Genomic DNA, 26,842 nt, shown 5'->3' on the forward strand with positions numbered 1-26,842 from the left:
GGGAAGACCGATCGTCGCTCACAGTTTGAACTGATCACCCTTCTCATGCTCTGTGCCATCCTCATCATGGACGTCCATGTGGGCGTCCCGCAGGATATCGATACCGCCATATAGCGCTATTCCGGCGACAGCGATACCGACCACAAGATCGGGCCAGTTTGCGCCGGACACCATCACGATGATGGCGGCAATGATGATGCCGCCGTTGGAAATAAAATCGTTGAAGCTGAAGGTCGTCGCCGCGCGAAGATTGACGTCCTTCTCGCTCATCTTGTTGAGCAGCCTCAAGCAGATCAGATTCACGACAGCCGCCACCGCTGCCATCGCCATCATCATGATGCCAACTGGCTCTGATCCTTCAACAAACCGCCGGATGGCATCGGCGATGACGCCGCCTGCAAAAACGAGCAGCATGATACCGGAAAAGCGTGCCGCGCCGCGCTTCCAGGTTCGCGAACGCGACAGGGCCAGCAGGCTCAGCGCATAGACCACCGCGTCCGATGAATTATCCAGTCCGTTAGCGAGCAGAGCGTTGGAATCGCCCGCGATGCCGGTGATGAAGAAGCCGACAGCGATGGCGACGTTAAGCCACAGGACGATCCACAAGGTGCGCCGCTTTTCGGCTGTGTCGAGGTGAAGGTCGCCTTCGCCGCTCATCTCATTATCTCCTTTGCCCACCGACTATTCTGCTCAGACCAGACGGGATGGCCGCCAGCGCGATGGTCAAGTGCAGAAGCTTTCCACATCGCGTTGGCTCCCGACTTCACCTAGTTAAGGCCGCCAAACTCCCCCTGTTCGTCCTGCGTAGCGTGACGGCGCAAGCCGTCGCGCCACTTCTGCCTCCAGCTGCGCCTGTCGTCGGAATCGCCCAGCACAAGTCTGGCGATCGCCGGCAGAACGAAAAGCGTGAGAATCGTCGCGGTGATCAGGCCGCCGATGACCACAGTCGCGAGCGGCCGTTGCACTTCTGCGCCCGTCCCGGTCGCGATCGCCATCGGCACGAAGCCAAGCGATGCAACCAGCGCAGTCATCAGCACCGGACGGATACGAGCCAGCGCACCGTCAATGATTGCTTCCTCCAGTGCCATGCCCTTGTCGAGGCGCTGTCGGATGGCCGTCATCATCACCAATCCGTTGAGCACCGCCACGCCAGAAAGAGCGATAAAGCCCACCGCCGCCGAGACCGAGAAGGGCAACCCCCGCAAGGCCAGAGCAAAGACGCCGCCTGCCAAAGCCATGGGGATGGCGCTGAACACCGCCAGAGCCGGAACCCATCCGCCGAGCGCCATGAACAGGAGCAGCAGCACCAAAGCGAAGCAGACCGGCACGACGATAGCGAGCCGCGCCTGCGCCGCTTGCAGGTTCTGATACTGACCGCCCCATTCGATGAACGAGGCGGGGGGCATCTCGACCTGCGTCGCGACGCCCTCCTGCGCTTCCTCGACGAAGGAGCCCAGATCACGTTCGCGGACATTGGCCGATACAATCACGAGCCGCCGCCCTTGTTCACGGCGCACTTCTGCCAGACCATCGACCACCCGGAAATCGGCGAGCGTCCGCAGAGGTATGGACACACCGTTTTCAAGCACGATCGGAAGCGCACCAAGCTGGTCAAAGTCGTCGCGCGTGGCAGCATCGAGGCGCACAACGACATCGAACCGCCGGTCGCCTTCGAACACCATGCCCGCGGGCCGACCGCCCAAAGCGATGGCCACCGATTGGGCCACCTCCTCTATGGTGAGCCCGTAGCGGGCGATGGTCGGCCGATCGAAAGCAATGTCGAGCGTGGGGAAGCCCGTGACCTGCTGCACCTTTACGTCTGCGGCGCCTTCCACTTCGCGCAGAACACCGGCAACTTTGCCTGCCGCTTCGGTGAGCGCGGTAAGGTCATCGCCGTAAAGCTTGACCCCCACATCACCACGGACGCCGGCGATCAGTTCGTTGAACCGCAATTCGATCGGCTGGCTGAACTCGTAAAGGTTACCGACAAGACCGCTGAGAGCCTCCTCAATTTCCGAGATCAAGGCGTCCTTGGACAAGCTGGGGTCGGGCCATTCCTCTCGCGGCTTGAGAATGACATAGGAATCCGAGATGTTGGGCGGCATCGGATCGCTGGCAACCTCAGCTGTGCCTGTTCTTGAGAACACCAGCTCCACCTGCGGAAACTCTTCAATGCGGTCCTCGACCTGTCGCTGCATGGCGAGCGAACGTTCAAGCGAGGTGGAGGGAATGCGCAGGGATTGCACCGCCAGGTCGCGCTCGTCGAGCTGCGGGGTGAACTCGCTGCCGAGGAAGCTGAACACCACAGTCGCAAGCGCAAAGGCTCCTGCTCCGGCCCCAATCACTGGCCAAGGCCGGGCAATCGCCTTGCGCAAGGCCGGACCATACCGCTCCTTTGCCCAGACAATCGGCTTCACTTCCTTCTCGGTCAGCTTCTTGTTGAGCAGCACCGCAATCATCGCCGGGACAAAGGTCAGCGACAGCACGAAGGCCGATGCCAGCGCCAGCATCATAGTGATCGCCATCGGCGAGAACGTCTTGCCCTCGACCCCTGTGAAGGTGAGCAGCGGGGCAAAAACAAGGAAAATGATCGCCTGGCCGTAAACGGTCGGTTTGATCATTTCCTGTGCCGCAAGGCGGGTTTCGGTCAGGCGTTCCCCGAGGGTGAGCAAGCGCCCTTCATGATGCTGCCGTGCAGCCAAGCGCGCGACGCTGTTCTCGACGATGATGACCGCACCATCGACGATCAGCCCAAAGTCCAATGCGCCGAGGCTCATCAGATTGCCCGACACACCGAGCCGGTTCATCCCTACCGCTGCGAGCAGCATCGAGAACGGGATGACCAGCGCCGTGATAATTGCTGCCCGGATATTGCCAAGCAGCAGAAACAGCACTGCGATAACCAGCAAGGCCCCTTCGAGCAGGTTTTTCTCCACGGTCGCGATCGTGGCATCGACCAGCGATGAGCGGTTGTAGACGATCTTCGCCATTACGCCTTCAGGTAGCGACGCACGAACCTCTCCAAGCCGTGTAGCTGCGTTCGCAGCCACGGTTCGGCTGTTCTCGCCTGCGCGCATCAGAACCGTGCCGACCACGGCTTCTTCGCCATTGAGCGATGCCGCCCCGGTGCGCAGATCGCCGCCGATGGCGACATCGGCCACATCGCCGATGCGGATGGGAACGCCCTCGCGGGTCGCCACCACAGACTCCTTGATCGCCTCGACACCGTCAAGCCGGGCATCGACGCGCACCAGCAATGCCTCGCCCGCTCGGTCAACGAAGTTGGCTCCGGCCGCAAGATTGGCTGCTTCCAGCGCTTCAATCAGCGAATCGAACGAAAGACCATAACCTGTAAGCCGCGCCGGATCAGGCTGCACCAGATACTGCTTTTCGAAGCCACCTATCGAATCGACCCCGGCAACGCCATCGATGGACCGCATGAGCGGAGCCACGACCCAGTCCTGCACGGTGCGCAGATAGGCGGCCTTGGCAACCTCGCTGTCGAGCCGGTCGCCGCGCTCGGTAATGAAGCTGCCGTCGGACTGCCAGCCCGTTCGCTCGCCTGTTGCCGCACCCTTGCCGCCGGGATGCTCATATTCGATCGTATACATCAGCACTTCGCCAAGGCCGGTCGAAATCGGCCCCATGGTAGGTTCCGCGCCTTCGGGCAGCGATGCGCCGATCGGTGCGAGCCGCTCGTTCACTTGGCTGCGAGCGAAGTAGATGTCGGTCCCTTCCTCGAAGATCGCTGTCACCTGGCTGAAGCCGTTGCGCGAAATCGAGCGGGTCATTTCGAGCCCCTCGATCCCGGCGAGGCCGGTCTCGATGGGGAACGTTACCTGCGTTTCGACTTGAGAAGGTGAAAGTGCAGGCGCGCTTGTGTTGATCTGGACCTGCGTGTTGGTGATGTCAGGAACCGCATCGATCGGCAGGCGGACCAGATTGAACGCGCCATAGACTGCCGCAAGGATAGTCAGAGCGATGATCCCCCAGCGAAACCGCACCGCAATGGCGAGAACCATGCCGATGACGCCGTGGCCATCATCACTGCCGTGGGTCGGACTATCCTCGTGCGAGGGAGCTGCGGTGTGATCAATGCCCATCTTCGGCTTCCCCCTTTTCGAGTTCAGCTTTCAGCAGGAAGGCGTTTTCAGTCGCAACGGCTTGTCCGGCGCTCAGACCGGAAAGGATCGTCACCATTCCGCCCGAGCGGTTGCCTGTCTCCACCTCACGTGCCTGAAACCCGCGTCGGGTTCGAACAAACACGACGTCTCTGCCGCCAACCACTTGGACGGCATCTTCAGGAACAGCGATGCTGCGCCGGTCCACTTCGCCCGAGGGACGGATGCGGGCCTGCAGGAAAGATCCGGGTTGGAGGCCAGAGACGCTTCCCGGAAGATTGAGAATGGCAGTTGCACTGCGGCTTTCAGGGTCGAGCGAAGGCGTGACCGAGCGCACGCGTGCACCGATTTCCCGTCCATCGCCGACGAGCAGCGCAGCTTCATCGCCGGGCTTGATCCGGACAGCATCGCCAGATGGCAGGGCGACCTCGATCTGCAAACCATCGGGATTGATGACCTGAAACAGTTCCTCGCCCGCATCGACATATGAACCAAGCACGATGGGCGCAGTTGTCACACGGCCTGATATGGGGCTGGTAACGGCCAGTGAGCGGCCATCCCCGCTTACCCCAGCTGCCGAGACAGCGGCCTGTGCACGGGACAGTTCGGACCGGGCGACATCAAGGTCGGCCCTGGCAGCTTCAAGATCCTGCCTGGCCGTGACGTTCCCCTCGAACAAGCGTCTCTCGCGGTCATAAGCGGAGGATAGCGCCGTCACCCGCGCGCGCGCCGCACTCAATTGCGAAGCGAGCGCAGCAGCATCGGCGCTTTCGATCCGGGCGACCGTCTCACCCTGGCTGACATAGTCACCCAAAGTCTTGCTGATGCTGCGCACCACACCGGTGGCGCGTGCATCGATCCGTGCAGTCGCAGCCGGGCTGGCCGCAACCGTCGCGGGAAAAACCAGTTCAACGGCGGCGCCGGACTGCACGGACTCAACCTTGATCTTGGCAGCGCGCAGTTGCTCATCACCGATCAGGACAAGCCCTTCCGGCAAGGCGGCTTCGGCCGCCTCACCGTCTTGCTGGACAACAGCCTCGTTTGCTGGCCAGAGAAAATACAGCAGCGCTGCGGCGGCGATCACAATTCCGGCGACTATCGCCAGCGTTCTGCGGTTCATGACAATATTCCTCATTGCGCGGCCAGCCTGATAAGTTCGGCGGCGGCCTGCCCCCGGTCCTGCTGCGCAGTGATCAGCGCTTCGCGGATCGCATCGCGGGCATCGGCGGCGGCCAGCACTTCGATCAGTGGGAAGCGGCCATTGCTGTAGCCGATGCGGACGAGCCTCAGAGCTTCTTCGGCCTGTGGCAGGGATGTTGCGGAAAGGGTTTCAACGCGCGCCTCAGCAGCAACATAGGCGGCGCGTGTGCGGGCAACGGCCTGTTCGTAATCCGCGAGCGCAACAGCTTCGCGGGCAGCTGCTGCGCGCAGATTGGCTTCGGCAGAAGCGATATTGCCCTGATTGCGATTGCTGATCGGAAGCGGAATCGAGACGCCGACAATAAAGGCATTGGCGTTGCTCTCCTCGAACCGCCGCACGCCGGCCGAGACGGTGGGATCTGGGATGCGCAAGCTGCGTTCCCGCGCTATTTCTGCGGAAGCGGCGGCTGTGTTTGCCCGCGCGAATTCCAGCTGCAATGGCGCACTGGTTGCCATTATCTGGTCCGGCGGTGCAATGGCAGGAAACTCGCTCGGCACCACAGGCGGCGCGGCCTGCTCGCTCCACAAAGCGGCAAGGCCGGTTCGCGCGGCAAGGCTTGCCGCTTGCGCAGCTTGCAACTCTGCCTGCGCTTCAGCAAGTGCGGCTTGCGCCCGCAAGGCTCGTAACGGCGGCTCGCGGCCGACCTCCACCAGCAGGTTCGCAATGCGCGCCAGTTCCTCATTGCGCGCGACGATATCGCGGGCAAGATCAAGGCGCGATGCCGCCGCAACGGCTGCGATATAGCGTTCGCGCACTAGAAACCCGAGCTCCGCCTGCGAGAGGTTAGCCCTCAGGGTTGCAAGGTCGGCTTGGGCCTCGGCCGCGTCGATCCGCGCACCCCGCTTTCCGCCAAGTTCAACCCGCTGGCCGACCGAAAGGGTATATTCGGCCGCGCGCAATCCCGAGAGCGCCCCGCTACCAGCAAAATCCTCGGCTTCAAACGAGACCTCGGGGTTCGGCCGCAAGCGGGCCTGACCGATGAGCGCCTGTGCTGCCTCGGTGTCAGCGCGTGGCCCGATAAGGCGCGGATTACTGTCGGAAAACGCGGAGCCTGTTGCGACCCCGCTGCGGTCGAGCGCTTCATCGAGTGACACGATCTGCGGCTCCTGCGCAGCGGCAGGCTCCGATAACGTGGCGAAGGCAAGCCCTGCAATCAGGGCGCCCCGCCATAATATGGCTGACATTTTGGATGACTTCCTCTGCTGACGTTCAAAAAGCGACACCGGAAATCATTCCGGCGCGCGTGGAGCGTCAGACTCGAGGAGGGGGGCTCACGATCTCGCGATCAACCGAAGGCAGGCGGTCAAAGCGTGCCGACAAATGCACGGCCAAAGGCTCCGGGCTCTCGATACCAATCGCGGCGCCCTCTACGTTGGAGCCGTGGTGGCAATGACCGTGAGCGCATACGCCGTGCTGCTCGACAGGGGGATCGGGATCGCCCTGATCACTCTCGCCAGGTGCTTCTACCTGAAGGGAAGTGGTTGCAATTCCAGACCCGTCCGTAAATCCGGCTTCAGTCCCGCAGGTTGCGGCATCAGCGACCGTTGCCAGGACAAGCATCACCAGCGCCAGAAGTATGGCAAGAGGGCGCAGGGCAACAGGGCGGAGTGCAAGCGTCATGGCCGTGATTGCGCCAGTAACATTGGCAAATGGGTGGAGCAAGGCCGAAATATGTCGGTAATATATTAGGTTATATTGTCACACCGTAACTGAGCACGATCCGGCATCATCTGTTAACTTGATCAGGCTGATCCATTTCAAGCTGAAGATCATCTGGCACCGGCATTGGCGCAAAAGCGCTCACATTCGATCGCCCGGTATTGCCAACCGGCAGCCGTCCCGTCAGCGCGCCAAGTGGTGCCAGAATGATTCTGAGAATCTGACCCAGCGCTTCGCCCCAATCACGTTGCCGGATCGCAAATCGCAGCATTGCACCATGACTGGCAAGATGCGGGCCCAAATGCGGCTGCGACATGATATGCACCCGCTCTAGATGGTGCCACGCACGATCATCGTCGCCCGCTTCTACCGCTGACCGGTATGCCGCCATTTCGGCCGCGATCACCCTCCGCGCCGCGAGGCTCTTGGCAAGCCCCCGCCAGCGCCGCTGCCGGTGCCAATAGAAGATCTGCGCAAAGGCCCAGATGAAAGGGGTCAGAAATCCGGCTGAGACATCGACATCATCGCTGTAGTGCGTTCCCCCGTTTGGATCCGGGGTGACGGTGATCCAATGATCCCACTTGGAGATGAGGGCACTGCGCCCGTTGTCACGCAGTCGTTTCGGCCATTCGGTGCCGTCAGCTTCGTGCAGAGACGTCACGATCCACTGTGTGCCCAACGGAATGACGCCAAAAAGGCGGAGCTTTACCTGGTAGCGCCCACCCGGTCGAAACCTGTCGAACGACGTGCTGGATACCGGCTCGAAGCGCACGAGGGGCCACGCGATATGCTGCAACAGGCCCGCCGTCTGGACTTCTGCCCAGACAGTTTCCGGCTTGAGCGCGATATGTGTCGAACGGGAAACCTTCATGCCGCAACGCTCCCCAACTCACGTCGTGCCTGCCGGACAATCTGAATGCCGCCGCTGATCCCAAGCAGCGCCAGGATCGCTGCAACAATAAGGTCGGGCCAGGCCGTCCCGGTGCCGAACACGCCAAGTGCAGCCGCCATCACGGCGATATTGCCGATCGCGTCATTGCGCGAGCAGATCCAGACCGAACGCATGTTCGCGTCTCCGGTGCGGAAGCGATAGAGCATGATGGCGACACCGGTGTTGGCTGCGAGCGCGAGCGCACCGATGATCCCCATTAATTCAGGCTCGGGTGCAGCGCCGCCAAGCGCCGCCAGAACAGCCGTGATCATCACCCAGCCACCCAGACCGATGAGGGTAAGACCCTTGGCCAGCGCGGCCCGGGCCCGCCATGCCAGCGCCATGCCGGCGACCAGCAGACTGATCGCATAATTGGCAGCATCGCCCAGAAAATCGAGTGCATCAGCCTGCAATGCACGGCTGTCAGCAGCGGCCCCTGCTGCCATTTCCACCGCGAACATGCCGGCGTTGACGCCGAGCGCGATCCACAAAGCCCTGCGCCAGCGCGGGTCATTCAGCGTTGCCGTCGTTCCGCACGCGAACTTGCAGCAATCATCAGCCATCATCTTACCTTCTCGACAATCTGCGAGTCGGCACTCTATCTACGCCCTGTAGCAACTACAGGGTCAAGCCCGAAGGAGTGACAATGAAAATTGGCGAGCTCGCGAGCGCCACGGCGACCAAGGTCGAGACCGTGCGCTACTATGAAAAAATCGGGCTGCTGCCTCCGCCCGCTCGGACAAGCGCGAATTACCGTGCCTTTGGCAATGATCACTTGGCACGCCTGTCGTTCATCCGCCGCGCCCGCGATCTCGGTTTTACGCTCGAAGCGGTGCGCGAACTGCTGGCTCTGTCGGATGACAAGGCCCAATCCTGCGAAGCAGTTGACGGTATCGCGCGCGTTCACCTCACCGAGATTGACCGCAAAATCGCCGATCTGAGCGCTCTGCGCGGCGAACTCGACCGGGTGATCGGATCCTGCCGTCACGGAACAGTCGCCGACTGCAAGATCATCGAGACGCTCGGGCCGCGTGCTTGTTAGTGGGACATCATCTGCGAGCGGCAGCTCAGGGGTCGAAAGCCGAACGGCAGGCTTAGTCGCAAATCGCCTCGAAGCGGACGGGCGGTTGGCGCAAAAAAGGCCCCTGCCGCGAGGCAGGGGCATGAAGTCTGGGGCTCAATGCCCCTCGGGTCGCAGCCCCTGTTTACCGCAACAGCCGAGAAATTCTCGTGACAATCGCTGTTAGGTCGCGTCGCTGCGGGCTTTTTGCGCCAACCGGGAAGGGGGATATGTCGGCGGCGCATCTTGCCCCGGCGCGCGGCATCGGGAATCCCTTGGCTCATGGCGATTCTCTCCGACAAATGGATCCGCGCCCAGGCGCAGGCGCATGGCATGATCGAACCTTTCGTCGAGGCCCAGCGGCGCGACGGGGTGATTTCCTACGGCCTGTCCTCCTACGGCTATGATGCGCGCGTGGCGGACGAGTTCAAGATCTTCACCAATGTCGATAGCGCGGTGGTCGATCCCAAGGATTTTGCCGCCAACAGCTTCGTCGATCGCAAGACCGAATGCTGTGTGATCCCGCCCAATTCCTTCGCGCTGGCCCGCACGGTCGAATATTTCCGGGTGCCCGAAGATGTGCTGGTGATCTGCCTCGGCAAATCGACCTATGCGCGCTGCGGGATTATCGTGAACGTGACGCCGCTGGAGCCGGGCTGGGAAGGGCACGTGACGCTGGAATTTTCTAACACCACGCCGCTGCCAGCGAAAATCTACGCCAACGAAGGCGCGTGCCAGTTCCTGTTCCTGAAGGGCAACGAACGCTGCGAGGTCAGTTACAAGGACCGCGCGGGCAAATATATGGGCCAGCGCGGTGTGACGCTGCCGAAGCTTTGACCCTTATTCCGTTCGGGCTTAGCTTGTCGAAGCCCTGCTTTTCCTGTTGAAGGGTCGCAAAGAAGAGCAGCCCTTCGACAAGCTCAGGGCGAACGGAGAAGAGATCACATGAGCACCCGCGAATTCGACATCATCATCTTCGGCGCGACCGGTTACACCGGACGCCTCGTCGCCGAGTATCTCGCCAACCATTACGGCAGCCGCGATGACGGCCCCAAGTGGGCGATGGCGGGCCGCAGCCTCGCCAAGCTTGAGGAAGTCCGCGACCTGATCGCCGCCCCTGCCACCACCCCGCTGGTGGTCGCGGATGCCGATGACAGCGCCGATCTGGAAGCGATGTGCCTGCGCACCAAGGTAGTGCTGACCACCGTCGGCCCGTACCAGCTTTACGGCGACAAGCTGCTGGCCGCCTGCGTGAAGACCGGCACCGATTATGCCGATCTGTGCGGGGAGCCTGCATGGATGGCCGAAAAAATTGCCGAACATCACAACGCGGCTGCCGCCAGCGGCGCGCGCATCTGCTTTTCCAGCGGGTTCGATTCGATCCCGTTCGATCTTGGCGTGATGATGACGCAGAAGGCCTGCGTCGAACGGTTCGGCAAGCCGGCCCCGCGCATCCGTGGCCGCGTGCGGGCGATGCAGGGCACGTTCTCGGGCGGCACCGCAGCCAGCCTCGGCGCAACGATGAAGGCGGCGGCGAAAAGCCCGTCGCTCATCAACGTGCTGCGCAACCCCTTTGCGCTCACCCCCGGTTTCGAAGGGCCGGATCAGCCCTCGGGCATGATCCCCAGCCATGAAGAAGACCTCGGCAAGTGGTCCGCGCCGTTCGTGATGGCGCCGATCAATACCAAGAACGTGCACCGCACCAACTTCCTGCTCGGCCACCCTTACGGCACCGACTTCCGATATGACGAGATGATGCTGACCAGCCCCGGCGATGCGGGCAAGGCGGCGGCCAATGCAGCGCTGGAATTCATGAAGAACCCGTTCGGCAACAAGCCGCCCAAGCCGGGTGAGGGGCCGACCAAGGACGAGCGCGAGAACGGGTTCTACGATGTCGTGTTCGTCGCCGACATGCCCGATGGCGGCCGGCTGCAATTCGGGGTCAAGGGCCGGTATGATCCGGGCTATGGCTCGACCTGCCGGATGCTGAGCGAGACCGGCATCGGGTTGCTTTCGTGCGACAAGCTTGGCGGCATCGGCACGCCGGGCAGCTTCCTCGGCGAAAAACTGGTCAAGCGGCTGGAGGAGCACGCCGAACTGACGTTTGCGGTCGAAGCGTAAGCCGCGCGCCCGCCCGCTGCGCGATGGAACACGCGGCGGGCGGGCGCGTTGGTCAGGGAAAGGGGCATTGTCGTGACGAAAGGCGTCCCATGCCCGTTTTTTCCCTGTCCCTCACCCAGCTTCAGGTGCTGCTGCCGCTGCTGAGCGCGCTTTCGCTGCTGTCGGCGGCGTGGCTAGTGCTGCATGCGCGCGACGTGGTGCTGTTGCTGCGGCAGGCGTTCCCGCTCGAGCCGGGGCAGGGACGCAGACTGGCGAGCTTCAAGGCGGTGAGCGCGGTGCTGACGCTGTTCGGCTTCAGCCTTGCGGGCGAAATGTTGATTATCGCTCAGGTGGCGCTGGGGTAGCAGCGCATGAAAAAGGGGCAGCCGGTTGCCCGACTGCCCCTCGTTCTGACCCGCTCCGGAGCAAGGTGCTTCAGAAGCTCATCCGCACGCTGGCGCGGAAGTTGCGGCCCACCAGCGGCACGAAATCCTTGGTGAAGCTGGCATGGCGGCGGCCGTTGACATCGAAGATGTTGTCGGCGGCGATCTGCACCGTGACGTTCTGATTGTTCGCCAGCGGGCGCCAGGCGACCAGCGCATTGACCAGAGTAAAGCCGTCTGTCGCGGTTTCGAAGGCGGTGACGCGGTCCTGATCGTCGAACCACTGCACCTCGCCGCGCAGGTCGAACGCATCGGTCTGCGCTTCCAGTGCGCCGAGCAGGCTCAGCGGCGGAATGCGCGGGACGGCGGTGCCATCGGCCAGTTCCGCCTCGACATAGGAGGCGCGCAGGTCCGTCAGCAGGCGGAAGGCTCCGGTGTCGATGATCGGATAGGACAGATCCGCTTCGATCCCGACGAAATCGGCATCCTGCTGAAGGTACTGGAACACCGGCAGTTCATCCTCTTCCTCGCCGGTTTCGTTGAGGAAGATGTAGTTGCCGAACCACTGACGGAACCCAGTAAGACTGAATGTACCCGCGCCGATGCTTCCCCGCGCATAGGCTTCCAGCCCCCACGCGGTTTCGGTGTCGAGGTCGGCATCGCCGATCTCGAACGCCTGCGTGGCGATGTGCGGGCCGTTGGAGAACAGCTCCTCGGCGCTCGGCGCACGCTCGGCGCGTGACCCGTTGATGCCGATGCGGATGCCCTCGAAGCCTTCGTAAACCAGGCCGAGCGCGCCCGAGAAGGTGTCGTAATCGCGTTCGATCCCGATGGTCTGGGCTTCGACATTGGTGAATTCGGCGCGGGCTGCGGCTTCGATCTGGATCGGGCCGGTGCCGAATTCCTGCAGCGTGAACACCGCCAACTGCTCGGTCAGGTTCGGCGGCACGTAAGCTTCCGCGCCTTCTGCGAAGAAATCGCGATGGGTGTATTGCAGGCCGATCGATCCGCGCAGGGCACCTTGAGTGCTCTGCACCAGTTCGGCGCGCGCTTCGATGCTGGCGCTGTCGAACACCGTGCCGACTTCGGCACCTTCGAATTCGGTGTGGGTGTAATCGGAATAGCCGACCCGCAGCTTCAGCCGTTCGAACGCGCCTTCGCCTAGATAGACGTCGCCCTTGAAGTCGGCCCGGAACTGTTCGAGCCCGATGGTGATGATTTCCTCACCTTCTTCCTCCGCGCCCTCTTCCTCTTCGCCTTCCTCGCCGTGGTGGTGGCCTGCGCCGGGTCGAGTGGGAACGCCATAGCTGGAATCGTAATAGCCAAGCGATGCGCCGAAGGTGCTTTCGCCGAGGATCAGGCCGAACCCGGCATTGACAGTCCAGCTTTCGGCGCCGGTGTTGGGCACGGTGCCGCGCTGGTTGGCGGCTTCACGCAGTTCTTCGGCTTCCTCGAATTCGCCTTCTTCCTCCTCTTCGGCGGCATCCGCGAGCAAGTCGGCGCGCAACGCGTCGGCCACCTGAAATCCGCCGATGTCGATGTCGCCGCTCTCGCGCCATGACCCATCGACATGCAGCACGAGGTTGGACCCGACGCCGACATCGAGCGACGCCGCGCCGGTGCGCATATTGGTGGCGCTGTCGACCCCGCCGAAGGCATCGAGGTGGAACGCCTCGTCAGGCATCCGGGTGGGAATGCGCTTGTCGATCACGTTGACCGCGCCGCCGATCGCTTGGCTGCCATACAGCAGCACGGCGGGGCCGCGCAGCACCTCGATCCGCTCGACTGTGATCGGATCGATGGTGGTCGCATGATCGACCGAGGTATTCGAAACGTCCGCGGTGCCGACCCCGTCGATCAGCACGCGCACGCGCTCACCTTGCTGGCCGCGCAGCACCGGGCGCGACGCGCCGGGCGCGAAGCTGGTGGAGGACACGCCGGGAATCTTGGTCAGCAGGTCGCCGATCTGTCCGGCCACCATGTCGCGCTGGATGTCGCGCGCTTCAAGCACGGTCGTGCCGGCAAGAACGTCAAGCTCGCGCAGGCCCGAGGCGCTGACAATGATGTTGCCCGGCCCTTCGCCTTGCCGGTTATGGACATCATCGTCGACCTGCGGTTCGCCGCTGGCAGGCTGATCCTGCGCTTCGGCAGCCTCATCAGCGAGGGCAGGGCTGCTGGTGATGGAGATGGCCAGCACGGCGGCGAGGGCGAAGTGCGAGGGCGCGAGACGAGTCTTGCGAGTGGTCATGGAGTTTCCCGGTCTTTGTATGAGATAACGTATCATGCAATTATCAGTGTCGACGGCGGATGCAAGCGGAAAACCGCCGTCCGACCGGTCGCAGCCGATCAGGTGCGGCATTTATGCGACAACGGCTCGCGCCCGCTTGCCCCTGCAGCAATTGGACCGGTGTCATCGGCTTCAGAGGCGGCGACCACTCATCACTGACATTGGTGTCTTGGGATAAGGCCAACCTGTGCAGGCCCGGACATCCTGACGGTTCGCCCCGTCCCTCTGGAGGAATCTGCATGCCCGCCAAATCGAAAGCCCAGCAAAAGGCCGCCGGAGCCGCTCTCGCCGCCAAGCGCGGCGATCAGCCCAAGAACAGCCTGAAGGGCGCCTCCAAAGACATGGAAAGCTCGATGTCGGAAGACGAGCTGGAAGAGCTTGCCAGCACCGACCGCAAATCCCTGCCCGAACGCAAGAACTGAGCGGCCGCCAATGTTGCCCATAACCAGCACCGCCTTAGGCTTTGCGGATTCGAGGAGGAACCCCGTGGCCCACGAAGATCATGAAGTCTCGCTGCTCAATTCGCTGATCGAAACCACGATGGACAGTGTCGAGGGGTATCGCGAATCCGCCGACAAGGCTGCGAATCACGAACTCAAGGGCCAGCTTGCCGAGCGGGCGATGGAGCGCCTGCAAGTGGTGGCGATGCTGCGTGATCAGGTGCTGGTGCTGGGCGGCGAGCCGCGCGAAACAGGCGGTATCCTTGGCGGGGCCCACCGGATGTTCGTCAATCTCAAATCGGTCGTCGCCGCTCGCGACGAAGACGCGCTGCTCGAAGAAATCCGGCGCGGAGAGACGTATCTGATCAACCGTTTCGATGAGGCGCTGGCAGATCGCAACGCATCGCCCGACACGCGTGAGGTGATCGCAGCGGGGCATGGCCGGATCTCCGCCGGATACGGCAAGATGCTGGCGCTGGTATCGCAGCGGATATCCTAGAGCGCTCACCTGCCCGGAGGAGGTTCGCTTTGCTGCAGCTGCTGCTGCCGCTCTGCGCCGCTACCGGGTGAATAGCCGGGCGTTTCCGGAATCAGCAGCCAGATCGCCGCTGCGAGCGCCGCCGAAAGCAGCGTCAGCAACCATGACAATATCCGGATGCGAACCGGTGTGAGCGTGCTGACCTCATGCGTGTCGAGGCGACCCAGAATCCGCCGCGCGCGCTGCTCCGCCGACAGGAAGATATAGGCCGCCACGATCAGGAACGCAGTGGCAATCGCCTTGGGCACCCACACCGGATCGATCGAGCCGAACAGCGCGTTGAAGCCCAGCCCGATCCCGATCGCCGCCATCCCGGTGCGCACCCAACCGGCGAAGCTGCGTTCATGCGCAAGGATGGTACGATCTTCGGCAAGATCGGTGCGATCCTCGGCCAGATCTTCGCGATCTTCGGACCCATTGTCTCTCTCCATCGCGCCACAAAGGCAGTTCAGGCGAGTGGCCGCCGCAACATAGGCTAGGCTGATTTATGTGAGTGCCGCCGCTGGCCCTCAGCCGCAGCCTGAGGGCGTTCACAAATGGAGGAACTCATCATGGCAAATTCGGTCAACACCAACGAAACCGGACAGCTCATCGCATCCGACAAGGTCGAGGGAACCGCAGTTTACGACCGGTCGGGCGAACGGCTCGGCACGATCAACAACTTCATGGTCGACAAGCGATCGGGTCAGGCGAAGTACGCCGTCATGCAGTTCGGCGGATTTCTCGGGATCGGCAGCGATTACTACCCGATCCCGTGGGACATGCTCGACTACGACGTCAATCAGAGCGGCTATGTGGTCGATCTCGATCAGGACAAGCTCAACGACGCGCCGCGTTACCAGAGCCAGGAGCCGGATTACAACGAAGCCTATGACCGGCAGGTCTACAGCCATTATGGCGTGACTTACTGACGCGATGCCGGAGACCGGCTGCCCGGGCCACAGGGTCCGGGCAGTCGGGTTTCCGGCGTGTTGATGCTCAGCTTTTCTCCGGCGGTTCCAATGCCACGCGGCTGCGGTTGAGGCTGCCGGACAATTCTCTGGCGATGAACCCGGTGACGGCCTCCCGCACATCGCAGCGCAATTCGAACAATTCGCTGCCGTCGCGCCCGCTCATCAACACGCGCACTTCGAGCGCCTGCGCGGTCATGTCGGTCACCTGCACTTTGGCCACGCGCCCATCCCACAGCGGATGCTGCTCCACCGCCGCAATCGCGATCTCGCGCAGACGGTCGACATCGGCGGCATGATCGACATAGACCATGACAGTGCCCAGCAGATGACTGGTCTCGCGGGTCCAGTTCTCGATCGGCTCTTCCATCAGATTGGCGACCGGCACCACCAGCCTGCGATCGTCCCAGATCTTCAGCACGACATAGGTCAGCGTGATGCTCTCGACCCGCGCCCATTCGCCGCGAAAGACGATCACGTCGTCGATTCGCAGCGGCTCGGTGAAAGCAAGCTGCATTCCTGCGACCAGGTTTTTGAGCAATGGCTGCGCGGCCACGCCCACTGCCAGCCCGGCCAGCCCGGCGGATGCGACCAGCGCCATGCCGACTTCGCGCACGGCGGGAATTTTCAGCAGCATCAGACCCACCGCGATCACCGCCACAACCACCGTCGCGACCCGTGCAAGGATGTCGGCGCGCGTGCGCTTGCGCCGGGCTTCCAGATTGTCGACCGCGCTCAGATCGGCCTGCATCCGGATATAGCGATGGACAAGCCGGATCGCCGCAATCGCCAGCCAGCCCCACAGCAGCGGCATCGCCGTGCCGGCGATGGTCACCACCAGCTCTGCGGTTTCCTCGCTGCGCATCGCGATATGGTCGGTCCACAGCAAGACCAGCGCCACGATGATCCAGCGCAGAGGCCGGGACAGCAGCGGTAGCAGCGCCTCATCCCGGGCCGTGCGGGTGCGCCTGACGATACGGCGGACGACGAAGACCAGCGCGGCATGAACGGCAAGCCCCGCCAGCGCCAGCATCGCAGCGGCTCCCAGCGCCGCAGCCGCATCGACCAGATCGACCCGGTCCACAGGAAACCGGTCGACACGGATACGGCCTGCCACGTCCTGCAACAGGTTCATGGCGGGGAAGTTCGTGGATGGCGTCATCATGGCAGCGGCGGTTCAGCTGCCGACTATGATCCCGCCATTGGGATGCAGGATCTGCCCGCTCATGTAGCTGGAATCCTCGCACGCCAGATACAGGAACGCGGGCGCGACCTCGTTGGGCTGGCCCGGACGGCCCATCGGGGTGGATTCGCCGAACCCTTCCAGCTTCTCCTTGCTCGCACCGCCGAACGGATTGAGCGGGGTCCAGATCGGTCCCGGCGCCACGCCATTGACCCGGATGCCCTTGCCGACGAGATTTTCCGACAGGCTGCGGGTAAAGGCCGTGATCGCGCCCTTGGTGGCGGAATAATCCAGCAGCTCGTCCGCGCCCTTGTACATCGTCACTGATGTGCAGTTGATGATCGCTGCACCTTCCTTCAGGTGCTTCATCGCCGCCTGCACCATGTAGAACATGCCATAGACATTGGTCTGGAAGGTGCGCTGCAGCTGCTTTTCGGAGATCTGCGTCACGTCCTTGTCGGGGTGCTGCTCGCCCGCATTGTTCACGAGGATGTCGATCCGGCCGAACGAGCGGACCGCCAGGTCGACGATCTCGCGGCAATGGTCGCGCTCGCCGATATTGCCCGCGATGGTGACGGCTCTGCCGCCCTCGGCCTCGACCAGTTCGGCGGTCTTCTGCGCGTCCTCGTCCTCTTCGAGATAGGCGATGACGACATTCGCGCCTTCACGCGCGAACAGCACGGCGACAGCGCGGCCGATGCCGGAATCGCCGCCGGTGACAATCGCGACCTTGCGATCGAGCCGACCCGATCCGGGATAGCGCGGCTCCCAATCGGGCTTGGGATCGAGCTCGGCCTCGCTGCCTGGCAGCTTGCCTTCCTGCAATTTCGATACGGTCTTTCCCATTGGTGGAATCCTTCAGAGCGGTTTCGGGTGGGGAATCGTCGGGCGCCAGAACGCATGTCGTTTGCCGCGCGCGAAGACTGCGGGCGCGCGTTCGCCAACCCAACAACATGGGTTCGGAAAACGGGAGAATTCGGGCGAAAACCTGCAGGTTCACCTATGTAAGACAGCGCGCGAATGCGGCGGGCTAGGGATTGATTCGACCAGACACGACTCGCCGGCTCATTCCGGCAGGTGGCTGGCACCCCGGAGCCTTACGCGATGCACCGCATACCCCAGCATAACCCCACGCCTGCCGCATCAGAGCGCCCGGTGATCATCTGCTTTTCGCATCTGCGCTGGAATTTGGTGTTCCAGCGCCCGCAACACATCATGACCCGGCTGCTCGAACAGTTCGAGGTGGTGTACTGGGAGGAACCGCGCGCCGATCCGGCGTGCCGCACTCCGTATCTCGACCGCGTCCCGCTGAGCGGCGGGCCGGTGCGCGTGGTGCCGGTTCTGCCCGAAGGCCTCGATGCCGAGGCGAGCGAGCACGCGCTGCGCCAGCTGCTCGATGTCGAGCTTGCGCGCCAGACATGTCCGATCATCTTCTGGTATTACACGCCGATGATGCTGGCGTTCAGCGCCTCGTCAGCGGCGGATCTGGTGGTCTATGACTGCATGGACGAACTGGCGAATTTCGCCTTCGCGCCCGAAGATATTGCCACGCGCGAAAACGAACTGCTGAAACGTGCCGATCTGGTGCTGTGCGGCGGGCGCAGCCTGTACGAGGCGCGGCGCGGACGCCATCACAACATCCACTGCTTCCCCTCTGGCGTCGATATCGCACATTTCGCCCGGGACCCGGCGGACGTGCTCGATCCGCAGGATCAGGCGCAACTGGCGCGACCGCGGCTCGGTTTTTACGGTGTGATCGACGAGCGAATGGACCTTGACCTGCTGAGCGAGATGGCCCGTCTGCGGCCGGACTGGTCGTTCGTAATGGTCGGCCCGGTGGTGAAGATCAGCCATGAAGACCTGCCGCGCCCGGCCAATATCCACTGGCTCGGCCGCAAGGAATATGACGAGTTGCCCGATTATGCCGCGCACTGGGACGCGGCGCTGATGCCGTTCGCGCTGAACGCATCGACCGAGTTCATCAGCCCCACCAAGACCCCGGAATACATGGCCAGCGGTCTGCCGGTGGTCTCCACACCGATCACCGACGTGGTCGACGCTTACGGTGGGCTTGCCAGCATTCGTATCGCCGGGGACGCACCCGGCTTTGTCGCGGCCTGCGAAGACCTGCTGTCTGCCGGGGCCGGGGCGCGCGCTCACAGGCGTTCGCAGGCAGAGCAGTGTCTGGCGGACAAGAGCTGGGATACCATCGTCGGCGCCATCGCCCGCAAGCTGCAGAATGCACTGGTCACGCGTCAGGTGACGAAAATCATCGGCGCCGGTCCAAAGCGGGAGCGGCGGCATTACGATGTGCTGGTGGTCGGCGCAGGCTTTGCCGGTGCCGTCATGGCCGAACGGATCGCGGCAGGTTCCGACCGGTCGGTGCTGTTAATCGACAAGCGCGATCATGTCGGCGGCAATGCCCATGATTTCCATGATGCGGCGGGCATTCTGGTGCACAAATACGGCCCGCACATCTTCCACACCAACAGCCGCGACATCTTCGAATACCTCTCGCGTTTCACGGCGTGGCGGCCTTACGAACATCGCGTGCAGGCACAGGTGGACGGCAAGCTGGTGCCGATGCCGATCAACCGAACCACGCTGAACCAGCTTTACGGGCTGAACCTTTCAACCGAGGAGGAGGCGGCCGAATATCTGAAATCGGTCGCGGTCGATCCGGGCGAGATCCGCACGTCGCGCGATATGGTCGTGGCGCAGGTGGGCGAGGATCTCTACGAGAAGTTCTTCGAAGGCTACACCCGCAAGCAGTGGGGCATGGACCCGCGCGATCTCGACAAGAGCGTGGCGGCGCGGGTTCCGGCGCGCACCAGCACCGATGATCGTTATTTCACCGATGCCCACCAGTACATGCCGGCGCTGGGTTACACCGCGCTGTTCGATACCATGCTGGCGCATCCCGATATCGACGTGATGACCGGCCAGTCCTTTGCCGGTCTTCCGGCGGAGATCACCTGGGACCATCTGATCTGGACTGGGCCGGTCGACGAATATTTCGGGTATCGGCTGGGCCGCTTGCCCTATCGATCGCTCCGCTTCGAGCATGAAACCCTGCCGCTTGCACAGGCGCAGCCGGTGGCGGTGGTCAATTACCCCGATCCCGCTGTGCCCTACACCCGGATTACCGAATACAAGCACCTGACCGGCCAGAACGCGCCGGTCACCAGCATCACGCGCGAATATCCGGCCGACGTGGGCGATCCCTATTACCCGATTCCCAATCCCGAAGCGCAGGAGATGTACCGTCGCTATGCCGCGCTCGCCCGGACCTGCGATGGCGTGACATTCGTCGGCAGGCTGGCGACCTATCGCTATTACAACATGGACCAGATCGTCGGACAGGCACTGGCGACATGGCGGCGGCTGGACGCCGGGTGGCGGGAGGCCGAAGAGGAACTGATCGCAATGGTCGCGGCGGAATGAGGCACGCCGAAGCCCTGCGCGAACGGGTCATCAGCCGTTCCGATGCGCCCCCGATCGCCGCGAACTGGGTGCGATGCGCCAGCGGAGCCCCCTATTTCGCAACCGAGTCCGGCGCGGTGTGGACTCCGGTGGGCCTTAACGAGGCGGTCACCTGGCCTAACATTGCCCCGCTTTACCGCAGGCGTGATCCCGCGGCGGTCGAACGGTACTTCGCCATGCTTGCCGCCAGCGGGGTCAACTGCCTCAGGATGATGCTGGACTATAGCCAGGTCTCCCACCGCCATCTCGAAACGCGCTGCGGCCGGTTCAGCCCGGCGATGGTGCAGCTGTGGGACGATCTTATCGCATTGGGGGAGCGGCATGGCATCCGGTTCCTGATCACCCCGTTCGATACCTATTTTATGGCCCGGCGCTGGCGCAGCCATCCTTACTCGCGGGCGGCGGGCGGGCCGTGCCGATCGGTCAGACAGATGTTCACCTGCGCCCGCACGCGCACCGCTATTATCGAGCGGCTGCGGTTCGCCACCCGCCGCTGGGGTCACAGCCCGGCGATCTTCGGCTGGGATCTGTGGAACGAGATCGACAGCTTTTATTCCGGCGGTGATATGGCCGCTGTGGACGCCTTCGTCACCGAAGTTTCGGACGCGCTTCGCACCGAGGAATTGCGGCTGCACGGGCGCACGCACCTGCAGACGGCGTCGGTCTATATGCCGGTGCTGGAGAAACGCCCGGAACTCGCGGACATCGTGTTCCGGCATCGCTCGCTCGATTTTGCCAGCGTCCATCTTTACGACCGCGGCACGATCGATCATCCGCGCTGCTCGCTCGACCCGGCCAGGGCGACCGCACAATTGATGACACAGGCGTTGGAGCAGTGCCCGCCGGATCGCCCGCTGCTCGATACCGAACATGGGCCGATCCACGCGTTCACGGATCACCGGATCAGCCTGCCCGATGATTTCGATTCCGATTGTTTCCGCCGCACGCAATGGGCGCATATCGCCAGCGGCGGGGCGGGAGGCGGAATGCGCTGGCCCTATCGCGATCCGCATGTGCTGCTGCCCGAAATGCACCGGGCGCAGACCGTGCTGGCGCAATTCCTGCCGCTGATCGACTGGCATCGCCTGCAACGCCGCCCGCTGGGCGCACGGCTCAAGGCGCATGATTTCACCGGATTGGCCTGCGGCTGCGGCGACGAGACGCAAGCGGTGGTTAGTCTGATGGCGGCGCCCGAGCAAGGCGGCAAGCCTGCGGCGCTGGAAGTTTCGGGGCTCGAACCGGGCAGCTACACGGTCACGCATGTGAACACCGTAACCGGCGAACGCGAAAGCGGCCAGGTTCACACCCGGCAGGATGGCACGCTGGTGGTGCTGGCCGGTGCTGCCGGACAGGACGTGGCGCTGGCGCTGGTGCGTGAAGACGCCGCGGATTAGTCGGCGGTTCGTCCGGCCACTGTCCGGATACCGATCGCAAGGGCCGCAAAAGCGGCGAGGTTGCGCACCTCGCTACGGGGCCGTTCGCCGTAATCGACCCGGTAAACCCATGATTGGCTGGGGACGGCAGCGCCGACATAGACGACACCCGGCCCCTCTGGCTCATCCAGATCCGGCGTGCCCGCAAGCCCTGTGATCGCCAGAGAGAGATCGCAGCCCGCGCGCGACAGGCTGTTTTCCGCCATCGCGCGGGCCACCGGTTCGCTGACTGCGCCATACCGGTCGATCAGGTCAGGGCCAATGCCCAGCATCTGATGTTTGGCGGCCTTGGAATAGGTGACGAACCCCCGGTCGAGACAATGGCTCAACCCCTCGATATCGGTCAGCAGCGAGGCGAGAAAGCCGCCGGTGCAGCTTTCCGCCGTCGCCAAGGTCATGCCGGCCCGATCAGCCTGAACCAGCAGGCTGCGCGCCGAAGCCCGCAGTTGCGCCATGTCCGGCACGCCGCATTGCGCCCAGTCCTGTCCTGCCGTCTGTGCCATTTGACGCCGATGTCAGGCCTGGATCGCGACCGGCTCGGGTCGCGGCAGGTCGCCATCCTTGGCCTGCTGCTGCAACTGCGCTTTCAGTTCGGCCATTTTCTCGCCGAGCGCGTCGAGATCGAAATCGGCCTTGCGCACTTCTGAAAACATGCTGCCGCGCTGGCGTTCTTCCTCGTAGACGTGGTGTTCGACCTGCTCCTTGAGCACGCTCACCTTGGCGTCGTAATATTCGTCCGAGGGTTCGGCGTTCTGCAAAGACAGGATCAGCGCCTTTGCGCTGTCGTGTTCGACCTGCGCTTCGTTCATCATGTCGGCTTCCACCGCGTCGCGGATCGCGGGGTAGAACACCTGCTCCTCCACCATCGTGTGGATGATCAGTTCTTCGCAAATCTGGTGCACGATTTTCTGCTGGGCGGATGCGCCGCGCGCGCTTTCATATTTCTCGAACAGCGATTCCACCTTTCGGTGATCGTCGGCCAGCATCTGCAGCGCGTCGCGCTTGTCGTTCTTGTCAGTCATGATTGGGTTTTCCTGTGTTCGAGTCGGCAGACGACCATGATCCCTGTGTCGTCCCGCCCGCGCCCGGCGGCACACGCCTATGTTAGTGTGGCAGCCCCGGACCTGTTTCAGACCGCAGGCTGGGCACGCGTCCCCGCAATCTGTGGCCCGCAATCCGAGGCCCGCAAGACGAGGTTGAAAGAAAACACCGCAAATGGCTGCACGTGCATATTGGTCTGGCCAGATTAGACTGGCGCTGGTCTCGATCCCGGTCGAGATTTTCTCGGCCACGCAATCGGGTGCGAAGATCCGCTTCAACCAGATTCACCGCCCGAGCGGGAAACGCATCGCCTATGAAAAGGTGGTGCCCGGCATCGGGCCGGTCGACCGCGACGACATCATCAAGGGGTATGAAATCAGCAAGGGCAGCTACGTCCTGCTGGAGGAGCGCGAGATCGAGGCGGTCAGGATCGAAAGCAAGCGCACGCTCGAACTGGTGCAGTTCGTGGATACGGGCGAGATCGATCCGCTCTATTTCGAAAAGCCCTATTACGTCGCGCCCAAGGATCAGCTTGCCGAAGAAGCATTTGTGGTGCTGCGCGACGCGATGCGGAAGGCGGGGAAGGTCGGCCTGGGGCAATTATCCGTGCGCGGGAGCGAGAAGCTGGTCGCGCTCAAGCCCTGCGGCAAGGGCCTGCTGCTCGAAACTCTGCGCTATGCCGACGAGGTGCGGCAGGGGCGCGCGTTCTTCGAGGATATCGACGATATCAAGCCGGATACCGAACTGCTCGACCTCGCAACCACGCTGATCGACAAGCGCACAGCGCCCTTCGATGCCGGCGAGTTCGAGGATCGTTACGTCGAGGCGCTGCGCACCATGATCGAGAAGAAGGCCAAATCGAAATCTGGCAAGGCGATCATTGATGATGCCGAAGCGCCCGCAGGCACGGGCGGCAACGTGATCGACCTGATGGCCGCGCTCAAGAAATCGGTCGGCGGGGAGAAGGGCGGCAGCAAGGACGCCAAGAAGCCGCCTGCGAAGAAGAAGCCTTCGGCCAGCACCCGCAAGAGCGCCTGATGGAACTGAACGCTGCCGTTCCCCTTGCCGGGGCCGATGCCGAACTCGTGCTGCGGCTGGGCCTTGCTGCGGTGCTGGGCCTGCTGCTGGGGCTGGATCGCGAATTGCGCGGCCACGCCGCCGGTTTGCGGACACACGGCCTGATCTGCCTTGCCGCTGCAACGATCACTGTCTCCGTCATTGGTCTGTACGGCAATATGGACATGCTCAACGCCGATCCGCTGCGCCTTTATGAAGCGGCAGGGGCGTTCATCGGAATTATCGGCGCAGGGCTGATCGTGTTCAACAAGGGCGAGGTGCAGAACATCACCACCGCCGCGCACCTGTTCCTGACGGCGGTGATCGGGATCGCCTGCGGGGCAGCGCAATGGCCGCTGGTGGCAATTGCCGCGCCGGTCGGGCTGCTGATGCTGTCGGTTCTGGGGCTGCTGGAACGCAAAGCGCACAAGCATCGCATCAAGAGCGCGGACGATGCCCGCAAAACGTGATCCACTCGCCGATTACAATGCGAAGCGCGACTTCGCCAAGACGCCGGAGCCTGCGGGCAAGGCGCAGGCGGGCACTTCCGGCCACCGCTTCATCGTGCAGAAACACGACGCCACGCGGTTGCACTGGGACTTGCGGCTGGAAATCGGCGGCGTGCTGAAAAGCTGGGCGGTGACCAAGGGACCAAGTCCCGATCCTGCGATCAAGCGGCTGGCCGTGCGGACCGAGGATCACCCGATGTCCTATGCGGATTTCGAAGGCACCATTCCCAAGGCCGAGTACGGCGGCGGCACGGTGATGCTGTGGGATCGCGGGACGTGGGCACCGGTGCCCGGCAAGAGCGCGAAGGATCTGGACAAGGGCCACCTGCACTTCACGCTGGATGGCGAGCGGATGAAGGGCGAATGGCTGCTGATCCGGCTGAAGCCCAAGCCGGGCGAAAAGCGCGAGAACTGGCTGCTGCGCAAGCTCGACGATGCCCATGCAGGCGCAGGCGACACGCTGGTGGAGCAGGGGCTGACCAGTATCCTCACCGGCCGATCGATGGCCGAGATCGCGTCGGGGAAGGCGGGTAAGGCAAAGCCGCAGGACAACCGGGACACCGTCCCCGCCCGGATGAAGCAGGCGGCCAAGGATTCCGGAACGGCCAGCAAAAAGCCCCATCGCCCACGTGCCGCACCGCTCCCCAAGTATCGCCAGCCGCAGCTGGCGACGCTGGTCGACGACGTGCCGGCCGGCAATGGCTGGATGCACGAAATCAAGTTCGATGGGTACCGCGCGCTGGTGGCGGTCAAGGGCCGCGAGGTTCGGGTTTATACCCGATCCGGTCAGGATTGGACGGACAAGTTCGGCCCCCTTGTCGAGGCTTTGGCCGCGCTCGATCTGCCGTCCGCGCTGATCGACGGGGAAATCGTGGCGCATGATCCGGCGGGCAATCCCGATTTCGCCAGCCTGCAGAAGGTGCTGAAACGCGGGCACGGATCGCAAGGCGCAGGCGACGTGCTCGCCTTCCACGCGTTTGATCTGCTCGAAATCGGCGGTGAGGATTTGGCCGGGCTGCCCAATATCGAGCGCAAGGAACGGCTCGAGGCGTTGCTCGCGGCAGCAGCGCCGCCGATCCATGTCGCCGATCACGTCATCGGCGCGGGCGAGCGGCTGCTGCGCGGCATGTGCGATGCCGGGCAGGAAGGGATCATCTCCAAGGCGATCGACGCGCCCTATGCTGCGCGACGCAGCCGTGACTGGGTCAAGGTCAAGTGCACGCGGCGGCAGGAATTCGTGATCGTCGGATGGAAAGCGTCTGCGTCGCGCGGCCGCCCGTTCGCGTCGCTGCTACTGGCCCAGCATGACAGCGATACGCTGGTTTACAGGGGCAATGTCGGGACCGGGTTCGACGGTGACACCCTTGCCGATCTGGCCGCCAAGATGAAGCGGATCGAACGCAAGACCGCTCCGGTGGAGGTCGATCGCACCGCCGCACGCGGGGTCACATGGGTCACACCAAAGCTGGTCGCCGAGATCGCCTTCGCCGAATTCACCACCGAGGGCCGCGTGCGCCATGCCAGTTTCCTTGGCCTGCGCAGTGACAAGCCTGCGGGCGAGGTGCGGCCCGAACAGCCCGAACCCGCCCCTGACAACGCGGTTGCCAAAGTCGCCATTTCCAACCGCGACCGCGTGATTTTCCCCGACAGCGGCCAGACCAAGGGCGACCTGGCCGATTACTATGCCGCCATTGCGCCGCTGATGCTGCCGTTTGCCGCCAATCGCCCGGTCAGTCTGGTGCGGTGTCCGCAAGGCCGGGCGCGCAAGTGCTTTTTCCAGAAGCACGACAGCGGCAGCTTCGGCGAAGGGGTGCACCACGTTCCGATCCGCGAAAAGGACGGCGGGCACGAGGATTACCTGTTCATCAAGGACGCGCGCGGCATCCTGCAATGCGTGCAGATGGGCACGATCGAATTCCACGGCTGGGGCGCGCGCGCCGATGCGGTCGAAGCGCCCGATCGTATGGTGTTCGATCTCGATCCCGACGAGGGGCTGGAATTCGGCGCCATCTCGCGCGCGGCGAGCGACATTCGCGCCCAGCTTGCCGATCTCGGGCTGGTGAGCTTCGCCATGCTGTCGGGCGGGAAGGGCGTGCACGTGGTGGTGCCATTGACGCCCGGGCATTCGTGGGACGAGCACAAGGACTTCGCGCGCCGGTTTTCCGAAGCGCTGGCGCTGGCGGAGCCCGAACGCTTCACCGCGACGATGTCCAAGGCCAAACGCAAGGGCAAGATCTTCATCGACTGGTTGCGCAATCAGCGCGGCGCGACGGCGGTCATGCCCTATTCCGCGCGCGCGCGGAGCGGAGCTCCGGTGGCGGTGCCGATTCCCTGGAACGAGCTGGAGCAGGCCGACAATGCCCAGCTCTTCGCGATCGGCGATGCGCCCGCGCTGATCCGGCGTGCCCGCGCCGCTGCGCTGGCCGGATGGGGCTTCGCCGCGCAGGCGTTACCGGCGGTGTAACCC

General features: G+C 63.4%; 24 protein-coding genes. 12 read left to right on the forward strand and 12 right to left on the reverse strand.

Annotated features, from left to right (window positions below):
- Positions 1-18: 18 nt before the first annotated feature.
- From Q0L48_RS07455 to Q0L48_RS07480, 6 genes are all read right to left on the reverse strand, one after another.
- Entirely contained in the window at positions 19-657 is a 639-nt protein-coding gene (locus Q0L48_RS07455; RefSeq protein WP_296719130.1) for a cation diffusion facilitator family transporter, read from the reverse strand.
- Between the two features lie 110 nt (positions 658-767).
- A complete protein-coding gene (locus tag Q0L48_RS07460; protein ID WP_296719688.1) occupies positions 768-4,022 on the reverse strand; it encodes a CusA/CzcA family heavy metal efflux RND transporter in 3,255 nt (1,084 codons plus the stop codon).
- Between the two features lie 70 nt (positions 4,023-4,092).
- A complete protein-coding gene (locus tag Q0L48_RS07465) occupies positions 4,093-5,205 on the reverse strand; it encodes an efflux RND transporter periplasmic adaptor subunit (protein WP_296719132.1) in 1,113 nt (370 codons plus the stop codon).
- Between the two features lie 47 nt (positions 5,206-5,252).
- Entirely contained in the window at positions 5,253-6,506 is a 1,254-nt protein-coding gene (locus Q0L48_RS07470; protein ID WP_296719134.1) for a TolC family protein, read from the reverse strand.
- Between the two features lie 542 nt (positions 6,507-7,048).
- Positions 7,049-7,852 (reverse strand): DUF3703 domain-containing protein, encoded by an 804-nt coding sequence (locus tag Q0L48_RS07475; RefSeq protein ID WP_296719136.1) that lies wholly within the window; start codon positions 7,850-7,852, stop codon positions 7,049-7,051.
- Positions 7,849-8,475 (reverse strand): cation transporter, encoded by a 627-nt coding sequence (locus tag Q0L48_RS07480; protein WP_296719138.1) that lies wholly within the window; start codon positions 8,473-8,475, stop codon positions 7,849-7,851. Before Q0L48_RS07480 ends, Q0L48_RS07475 begins: the two co-directional genes overlap by 4 nt.
- A gap of 83 nt (positions 8,476-8,558) precedes the next feature.
- Here Q0L48_RS07480 and Q0L48_RS07485 point away from each other — a divergent pair, with 83 nt between their 5' ends.
- The 4 genes from Q0L48_RS07485 (at position 8,559) to Q0L48_RS07500 (ending at position 11,437) form a co-directional block, all read left to right on the forward strand.
- On the forward strand, positions 8,559-8,954 hold the full coding sequence (locus Q0L48_RS07485; protein ID WP_296719139.1) for a helix-turn-helix domain-containing protein: 396 nt from the start codon (positions 8,559-8,561) through the stop codon (positions 8,952-8,954).
- Between the two features lie 300 nt (positions 8,955-9,254).
- Positions 9,255-9,809: a dCTP deaminase gene (gene dcd, locus Q0L48_RS07490; protein WP_296719142.1), complete on the forward strand. Its 555-nt coding sequence runs from the start codon at positions 9,255-9,257 to the stop codon at positions 9,807-9,809.
- Between the two features lie 108 nt (positions 9,810-9,917).
- Positions 9,918-11,093: a trans-acting enoyl reductase family protein gene (locus Q0L48_RS07495; protein WP_296719144.1), complete on the forward strand. Its 1,176-nt coding sequence runs from the start codon at positions 9,918-9,920 to the stop codon at positions 11,091-11,093.
- Positions 11,094-11,182: 89 nt separating this feature from the next.
- On the forward strand, positions 11,183-11,437 hold the full coding sequence (locus Q0L48_RS07500) for a hypothetical protein (protein ID WP_296719146.1): 255 nt from the start codon (positions 11,183-11,185) through the stop codon (positions 11,435-11,437).
- Between the two features lie 70 nt (positions 11,438-11,507).
- Here the strand turns inward: Q0L48_RS07500 and Q0L48_RS07505 are convergent, their stop codons facing one another.
- A complete protein-coding gene (locus Q0L48_RS07505; RefSeq protein ID WP_296719148.1) occupies positions 11,508-13,703 on the reverse strand; it encodes a TonB-dependent receptor in 2,196 nt (731 codons plus the stop codon).
- A gap of 278 nt (positions 13,704-13,981) precedes the next feature.
- Between Q0L48_RS07505 and Q0L48_RS07510 the strand changes: the two genes are divergently transcribed.
- Both Q0L48_RS07510 and Q0L48_RS07515 read left to right on the forward strand, forming a co-directional pair.
- A complete protein-coding gene (locus Q0L48_RS07510; protein WP_296719151.1) occupies positions 13,982-14,164 on the forward strand; it encodes a DUF3008 family protein in 183 nt (60 codons plus the stop codon).
- A 64-nt stretch (positions 14,165-14,228) separates the two neighbouring features.
- Positions 14,229-14,681, forward strand: a complete 453-nt coding sequence (locus Q0L48_RS07515; RefSeq protein WP_296719153.1) for a PA2169 family four-helix-bundle protein — start codon at positions 14,229-14,231, stop codon at positions 14,679-14,681.
- Between the two features lie 5 nt (positions 14,682-14,686).
- On the opposite strand, the gene Q0L48_RS07520 is transcribed toward Q0L48_RS07515, so the two are convergent.
- Positions 14,687-15,151 (reverse strand): DUF202 domain-containing protein, encoded by a 465-nt coding sequence (locus tag Q0L48_RS07520; protein ID WP_296719156.1) that lies wholly within the window; start codon positions 15,149-15,151, stop codon positions 14,687-14,689.
- Between the two features lie 120 nt (positions 15,152-15,271).
- Between Q0L48_RS07520 and Q0L48_RS07525 the strand changes: the two genes are divergently transcribed.
- Positions 15,272-15,631: a PRC-barrel domain-containing protein gene (locus tag Q0L48_RS07525; RefSeq protein WP_296719161.1), complete on the forward strand. Its 360-nt coding sequence runs from the start codon at positions 15,272-15,274 to the stop codon at positions 15,629-15,631.
- A gap of 67 nt (positions 15,632-15,698) precedes the next feature.
- On the opposite strand, the gene Q0L48_RS07530 is transcribed toward Q0L48_RS07525, so the two are convergent.
- A complete protein-coding gene (locus tag Q0L48_RS07530) occupies positions 15,699-16,835 on the reverse strand; it encodes a mechanosensitive ion channel domain-containing protein (RefSeq protein WP_296719164.1) in 1,137 nt (378 codons plus the stop codon).
- A 12-nt stretch (positions 16,836-16,847) separates the two neighbouring features.
- Positions 16,848-17,699 (reverse strand): SDR family oxidoreductase, encoded by an 852-nt coding sequence (locus tag Q0L48_RS07535; RefSeq protein ID WP_296719166.1) that lies wholly within the window; start codon positions 17,697-17,699, stop codon positions 16,848-16,850.
- Between the two features lie 258 nt (positions 17,700-17,957).
- Here Q0L48_RS07535 and glf point away from each other — a divergent pair, with 258 nt between their 5' ends.
- Together glf and Q0L48_RS07545 are read left to right on the forward strand one after the other, a co-directional pair.
- A complete protein-coding gene (glf, locus tag Q0L48_RS07540) occupies positions 17,958-20,297 on the forward strand; it encodes a UDP-galactopyranose mutase (protein WP_296719168.1) in 2,340 nt (779 codons plus the stop codon).
- Complete coding sequence (locus Q0L48_RS07545; RefSeq protein ID WP_296719170.1) at positions 20,294-21,730, forward strand: hypothetical protein; 1,437 nt, start codon at positions 20,294-20,296, stop codon at positions 21,728-21,730. The genes glf and Q0L48_RS07545 overlap by 4 nt, the downstream gene beginning before the upstream one ends.
- On the opposite strand, the gene Q0L48_RS07550 is transcribed toward Q0L48_RS07545, so the two are convergent.
- On the reverse strand, positions 21,727-22,272 hold the full coding sequence (locus Q0L48_RS07550; protein WP_296719173.1) for a CinA family protein: 546 nt from the start codon (positions 22,270-22,272) through the stop codon (positions 21,727-21,729). The genes Q0L48_RS07545 and Q0L48_RS07550 overlap by 4 nt on opposite strands.
- A 12-nt stretch (positions 22,273-22,284) precedes the next feature.
- Entirely contained in the window at positions 22,285-22,791 is a 507-nt protein-coding gene (locus tag Q0L48_RS07555) for a hemerythrin domain-containing protein (RefSeq protein WP_296719177.1), read from the reverse strand.
- A gap of 193 nt (positions 22,792-22,984) precedes the next feature.
- Here Q0L48_RS07555 and Q0L48_RS07560 point away from each other — a divergent pair, with 193 nt between their 5' ends.
- From Q0L48_RS07560 to ligD, 3 genes are read left to right on the forward strand one after another with little or no spacing between them, the layout of a single operon-like run.
- Positions 22,985-23,848, forward strand: a complete 864-nt coding sequence (locus Q0L48_RS07560) for a Ku protein (protein WP_296719179.1) — start codon at positions 22,985-22,987, stop codon at positions 23,846-23,848.
- Positions 23,848-24,336, forward strand: a complete 489-nt coding sequence (locus tag Q0L48_RS07565) for an MgtC/SapB family protein (protein ID WP_296719181.1) — start codon at positions 23,848-23,850, stop codon at positions 24,334-24,336. The genes Q0L48_RS07560 and Q0L48_RS07565 overlap by 1 nt, the downstream gene beginning before the upstream one ends.
- Positions 24,320-26,839: a DNA ligase D gene (gene ligD / locus Q0L48_RS07570; RefSeq protein WP_296719184.1), complete on the forward strand. Its 2,520-nt coding sequence runs from the start codon at positions 24,320-24,322 to the stop codon at positions 26,837-26,839. Before Q0L48_RS07565 ends, ligD begins: the two co-directional genes overlap by 17 nt.
- Positions 26,840-26,842 lie beyond the last annotated feature (3 nt).

The organism is Erythrobacter sp. (assembly GCF_024305245.1).
In the GTDB taxonomy this organism is placed as follows: domain Bacteria; phylum Pseudomonadota; class Alphaproteobacteria; order Sphingomonadales; family Sphingomonadaceae; genus Erythrobacter.

What these genes read in the sequence shown, in the direction of transcription:
- Q0L48_RS07455 (WP_296719130.1), bottom strand. Translation starts at nt 657, where the DNA reads ATGAGCGGCGAAGGCGACCTTCACCTCGACACAGCCGAAAAGCGGCGC.
- Q0L48_RS07460 (WP_296719688.1), bottom strand. Translation starts at nt 4,022, where the DNA reads ATGGTTCTCGCCATTGCGGTGCGGTTTCGCTGGGGGATCATCGCTCTG.
- Q0L48_RS07470 (WP_296719134.1), bottom strand. Translation starts at nt 6,506, where the DNA reads ATGTCAGCCATATTATGGCGGGGCGCCCTGATTGCAGGGCTTGCCTTC.
- Q0L48_RS07475 (WP_296719136.1), bottom strand. Translation starts at nt 7,852, where the DNA reads ATGAAGGTTTCCCGTTCGACACATATCGCGCTCAAGCCGGAAACTGTC.
- Q0L48_RS07480 (WP_296719138.1), bottom strand. Translation starts at nt 8,475, where the DNA reads ATGGCTGATGATTGCTGCAAGTTCGCGTGCGGAACGACGGCAACGCTG.
- Q0L48_RS07485 (WP_296719139.1), top strand. Translation starts at nt 8,559, where the DNA reads ATGAAAATTGGCGAGCTCGCGAGCGCCACGGCGACCAAGGTCGAGACC.
- dcd (WP_296719142.1), top strand. Translation starts at nt 9,255, where the DNA reads ATGGCGATTCTCTCCGACAAATGGATCCGCGCCCAGGCGCAGGCGCAT.
- Q0L48_RS07495 (WP_296719144.1), top strand. Translation starts at nt 9,918, where the DNA reads ATGAGCACCCGCGAATTCGACATCATCATCTTCGGCGCGACCGGTTAC.
- Q0L48_RS07500 (WP_296719146.1), top strand. Translation starts at nt 11,183, where the DNA reads ATGCCCGTTTTTTCCCTGTCCCTCACCCAGCTTCAGGTGCTGCTGCCG.
- Q0L48_RS07505 (WP_296719148.1), bottom strand. Translation starts at nt 13,703, where the DNA reads ATGACCACTCGCAAGACTCGTCTCGCGCCCTCGCACTTCGCCCTCGCC.
- Q0L48_RS07510 (WP_296719151.1), top strand. Translation starts at nt 13,982, where the DNA reads ATGCCCGCCAAATCGAAAGCCCAGCAAAAGGCCGCCGGAGCCGCTCTC.
- Q0L48_RS07520 (WP_296719156.1), bottom strand. Translation starts at nt 15,151, where the DNA reads ATGGAGAGAGACAATGGGTCCGAAGATCGCGAAGATCTGGCCGAGGAT.
- Q0L48_RS07525 (WP_296719161.1), top strand. Translation starts at nt 15,272, where the DNA reads ATGGCAAATTCGGTCAACACCAACGAAACCGGACAGCTCATCGCATCC.
- Q0L48_RS07530 (WP_296719164.1), bottom strand. Translation starts at nt 16,835, where the DNA reads ATGATGACGCCATCCACGAACTTCCCCGCCATGAACCTGTTGCAGGAC.
- Q0L48_RS07535 (WP_296719166.1), bottom strand. Translation starts at nt 17,699, where the DNA reads ATGGGAAAGACCGTATCGAAATTGCAGGAAGGCAAGCTGCCAGGCAGC.
- glf (WP_296719168.1), top strand. Translation starts at nt 17,958, where the DNA reads ATGCACCGCATACCCCAGCATAACCCCACGCCTGCCGCATCAGAGCGC.
- Q0L48_RS07545 (WP_296719170.1), top strand. Translation starts at nt 20,294, where the DNA reads ATGAGGCACGCCGAAGCCCTGCGCGAACGGGTCATCAGCCGTTCCGAT.
- Q0L48_RS07550 (WP_296719173.1), bottom strand. Translation starts at nt 22,272, where the DNA reads ATGGCACAGACGGCAGGACAGGACTGGGCGCAATGCGGCGTGCCGGAC.
- Q0L48_RS07555 (WP_296719177.1), bottom strand. Translation starts at nt 22,791, where the DNA reads ATGACTGACAAGAACGACAAGCGCGACGCGCTGCAGATGCTGGCCGAC.
- Q0L48_RS07560 (WP_296719179.1), top strand. Translation starts at nt 22,985, where the DNA reads ATGGCTGCACGTGCATATTGGTCTGGCCAGATTAGACTGGCGCTGGTC.
- Q0L48_RS07565 (WP_296719181.1), top strand. Translation starts at nt 23,848, where the DNA reads ATGGAACTGAACGCTGCCGTTCCCCTTGCCGGGGCCGATGCCGAACTC.
- ligD (WP_296719184.1), top strand. Translation starts at nt 24,320, where the DNA reads ATGCCCGCAAAACGTGATCCACTCGCCGATTACAATGCGAAGCGCGAC.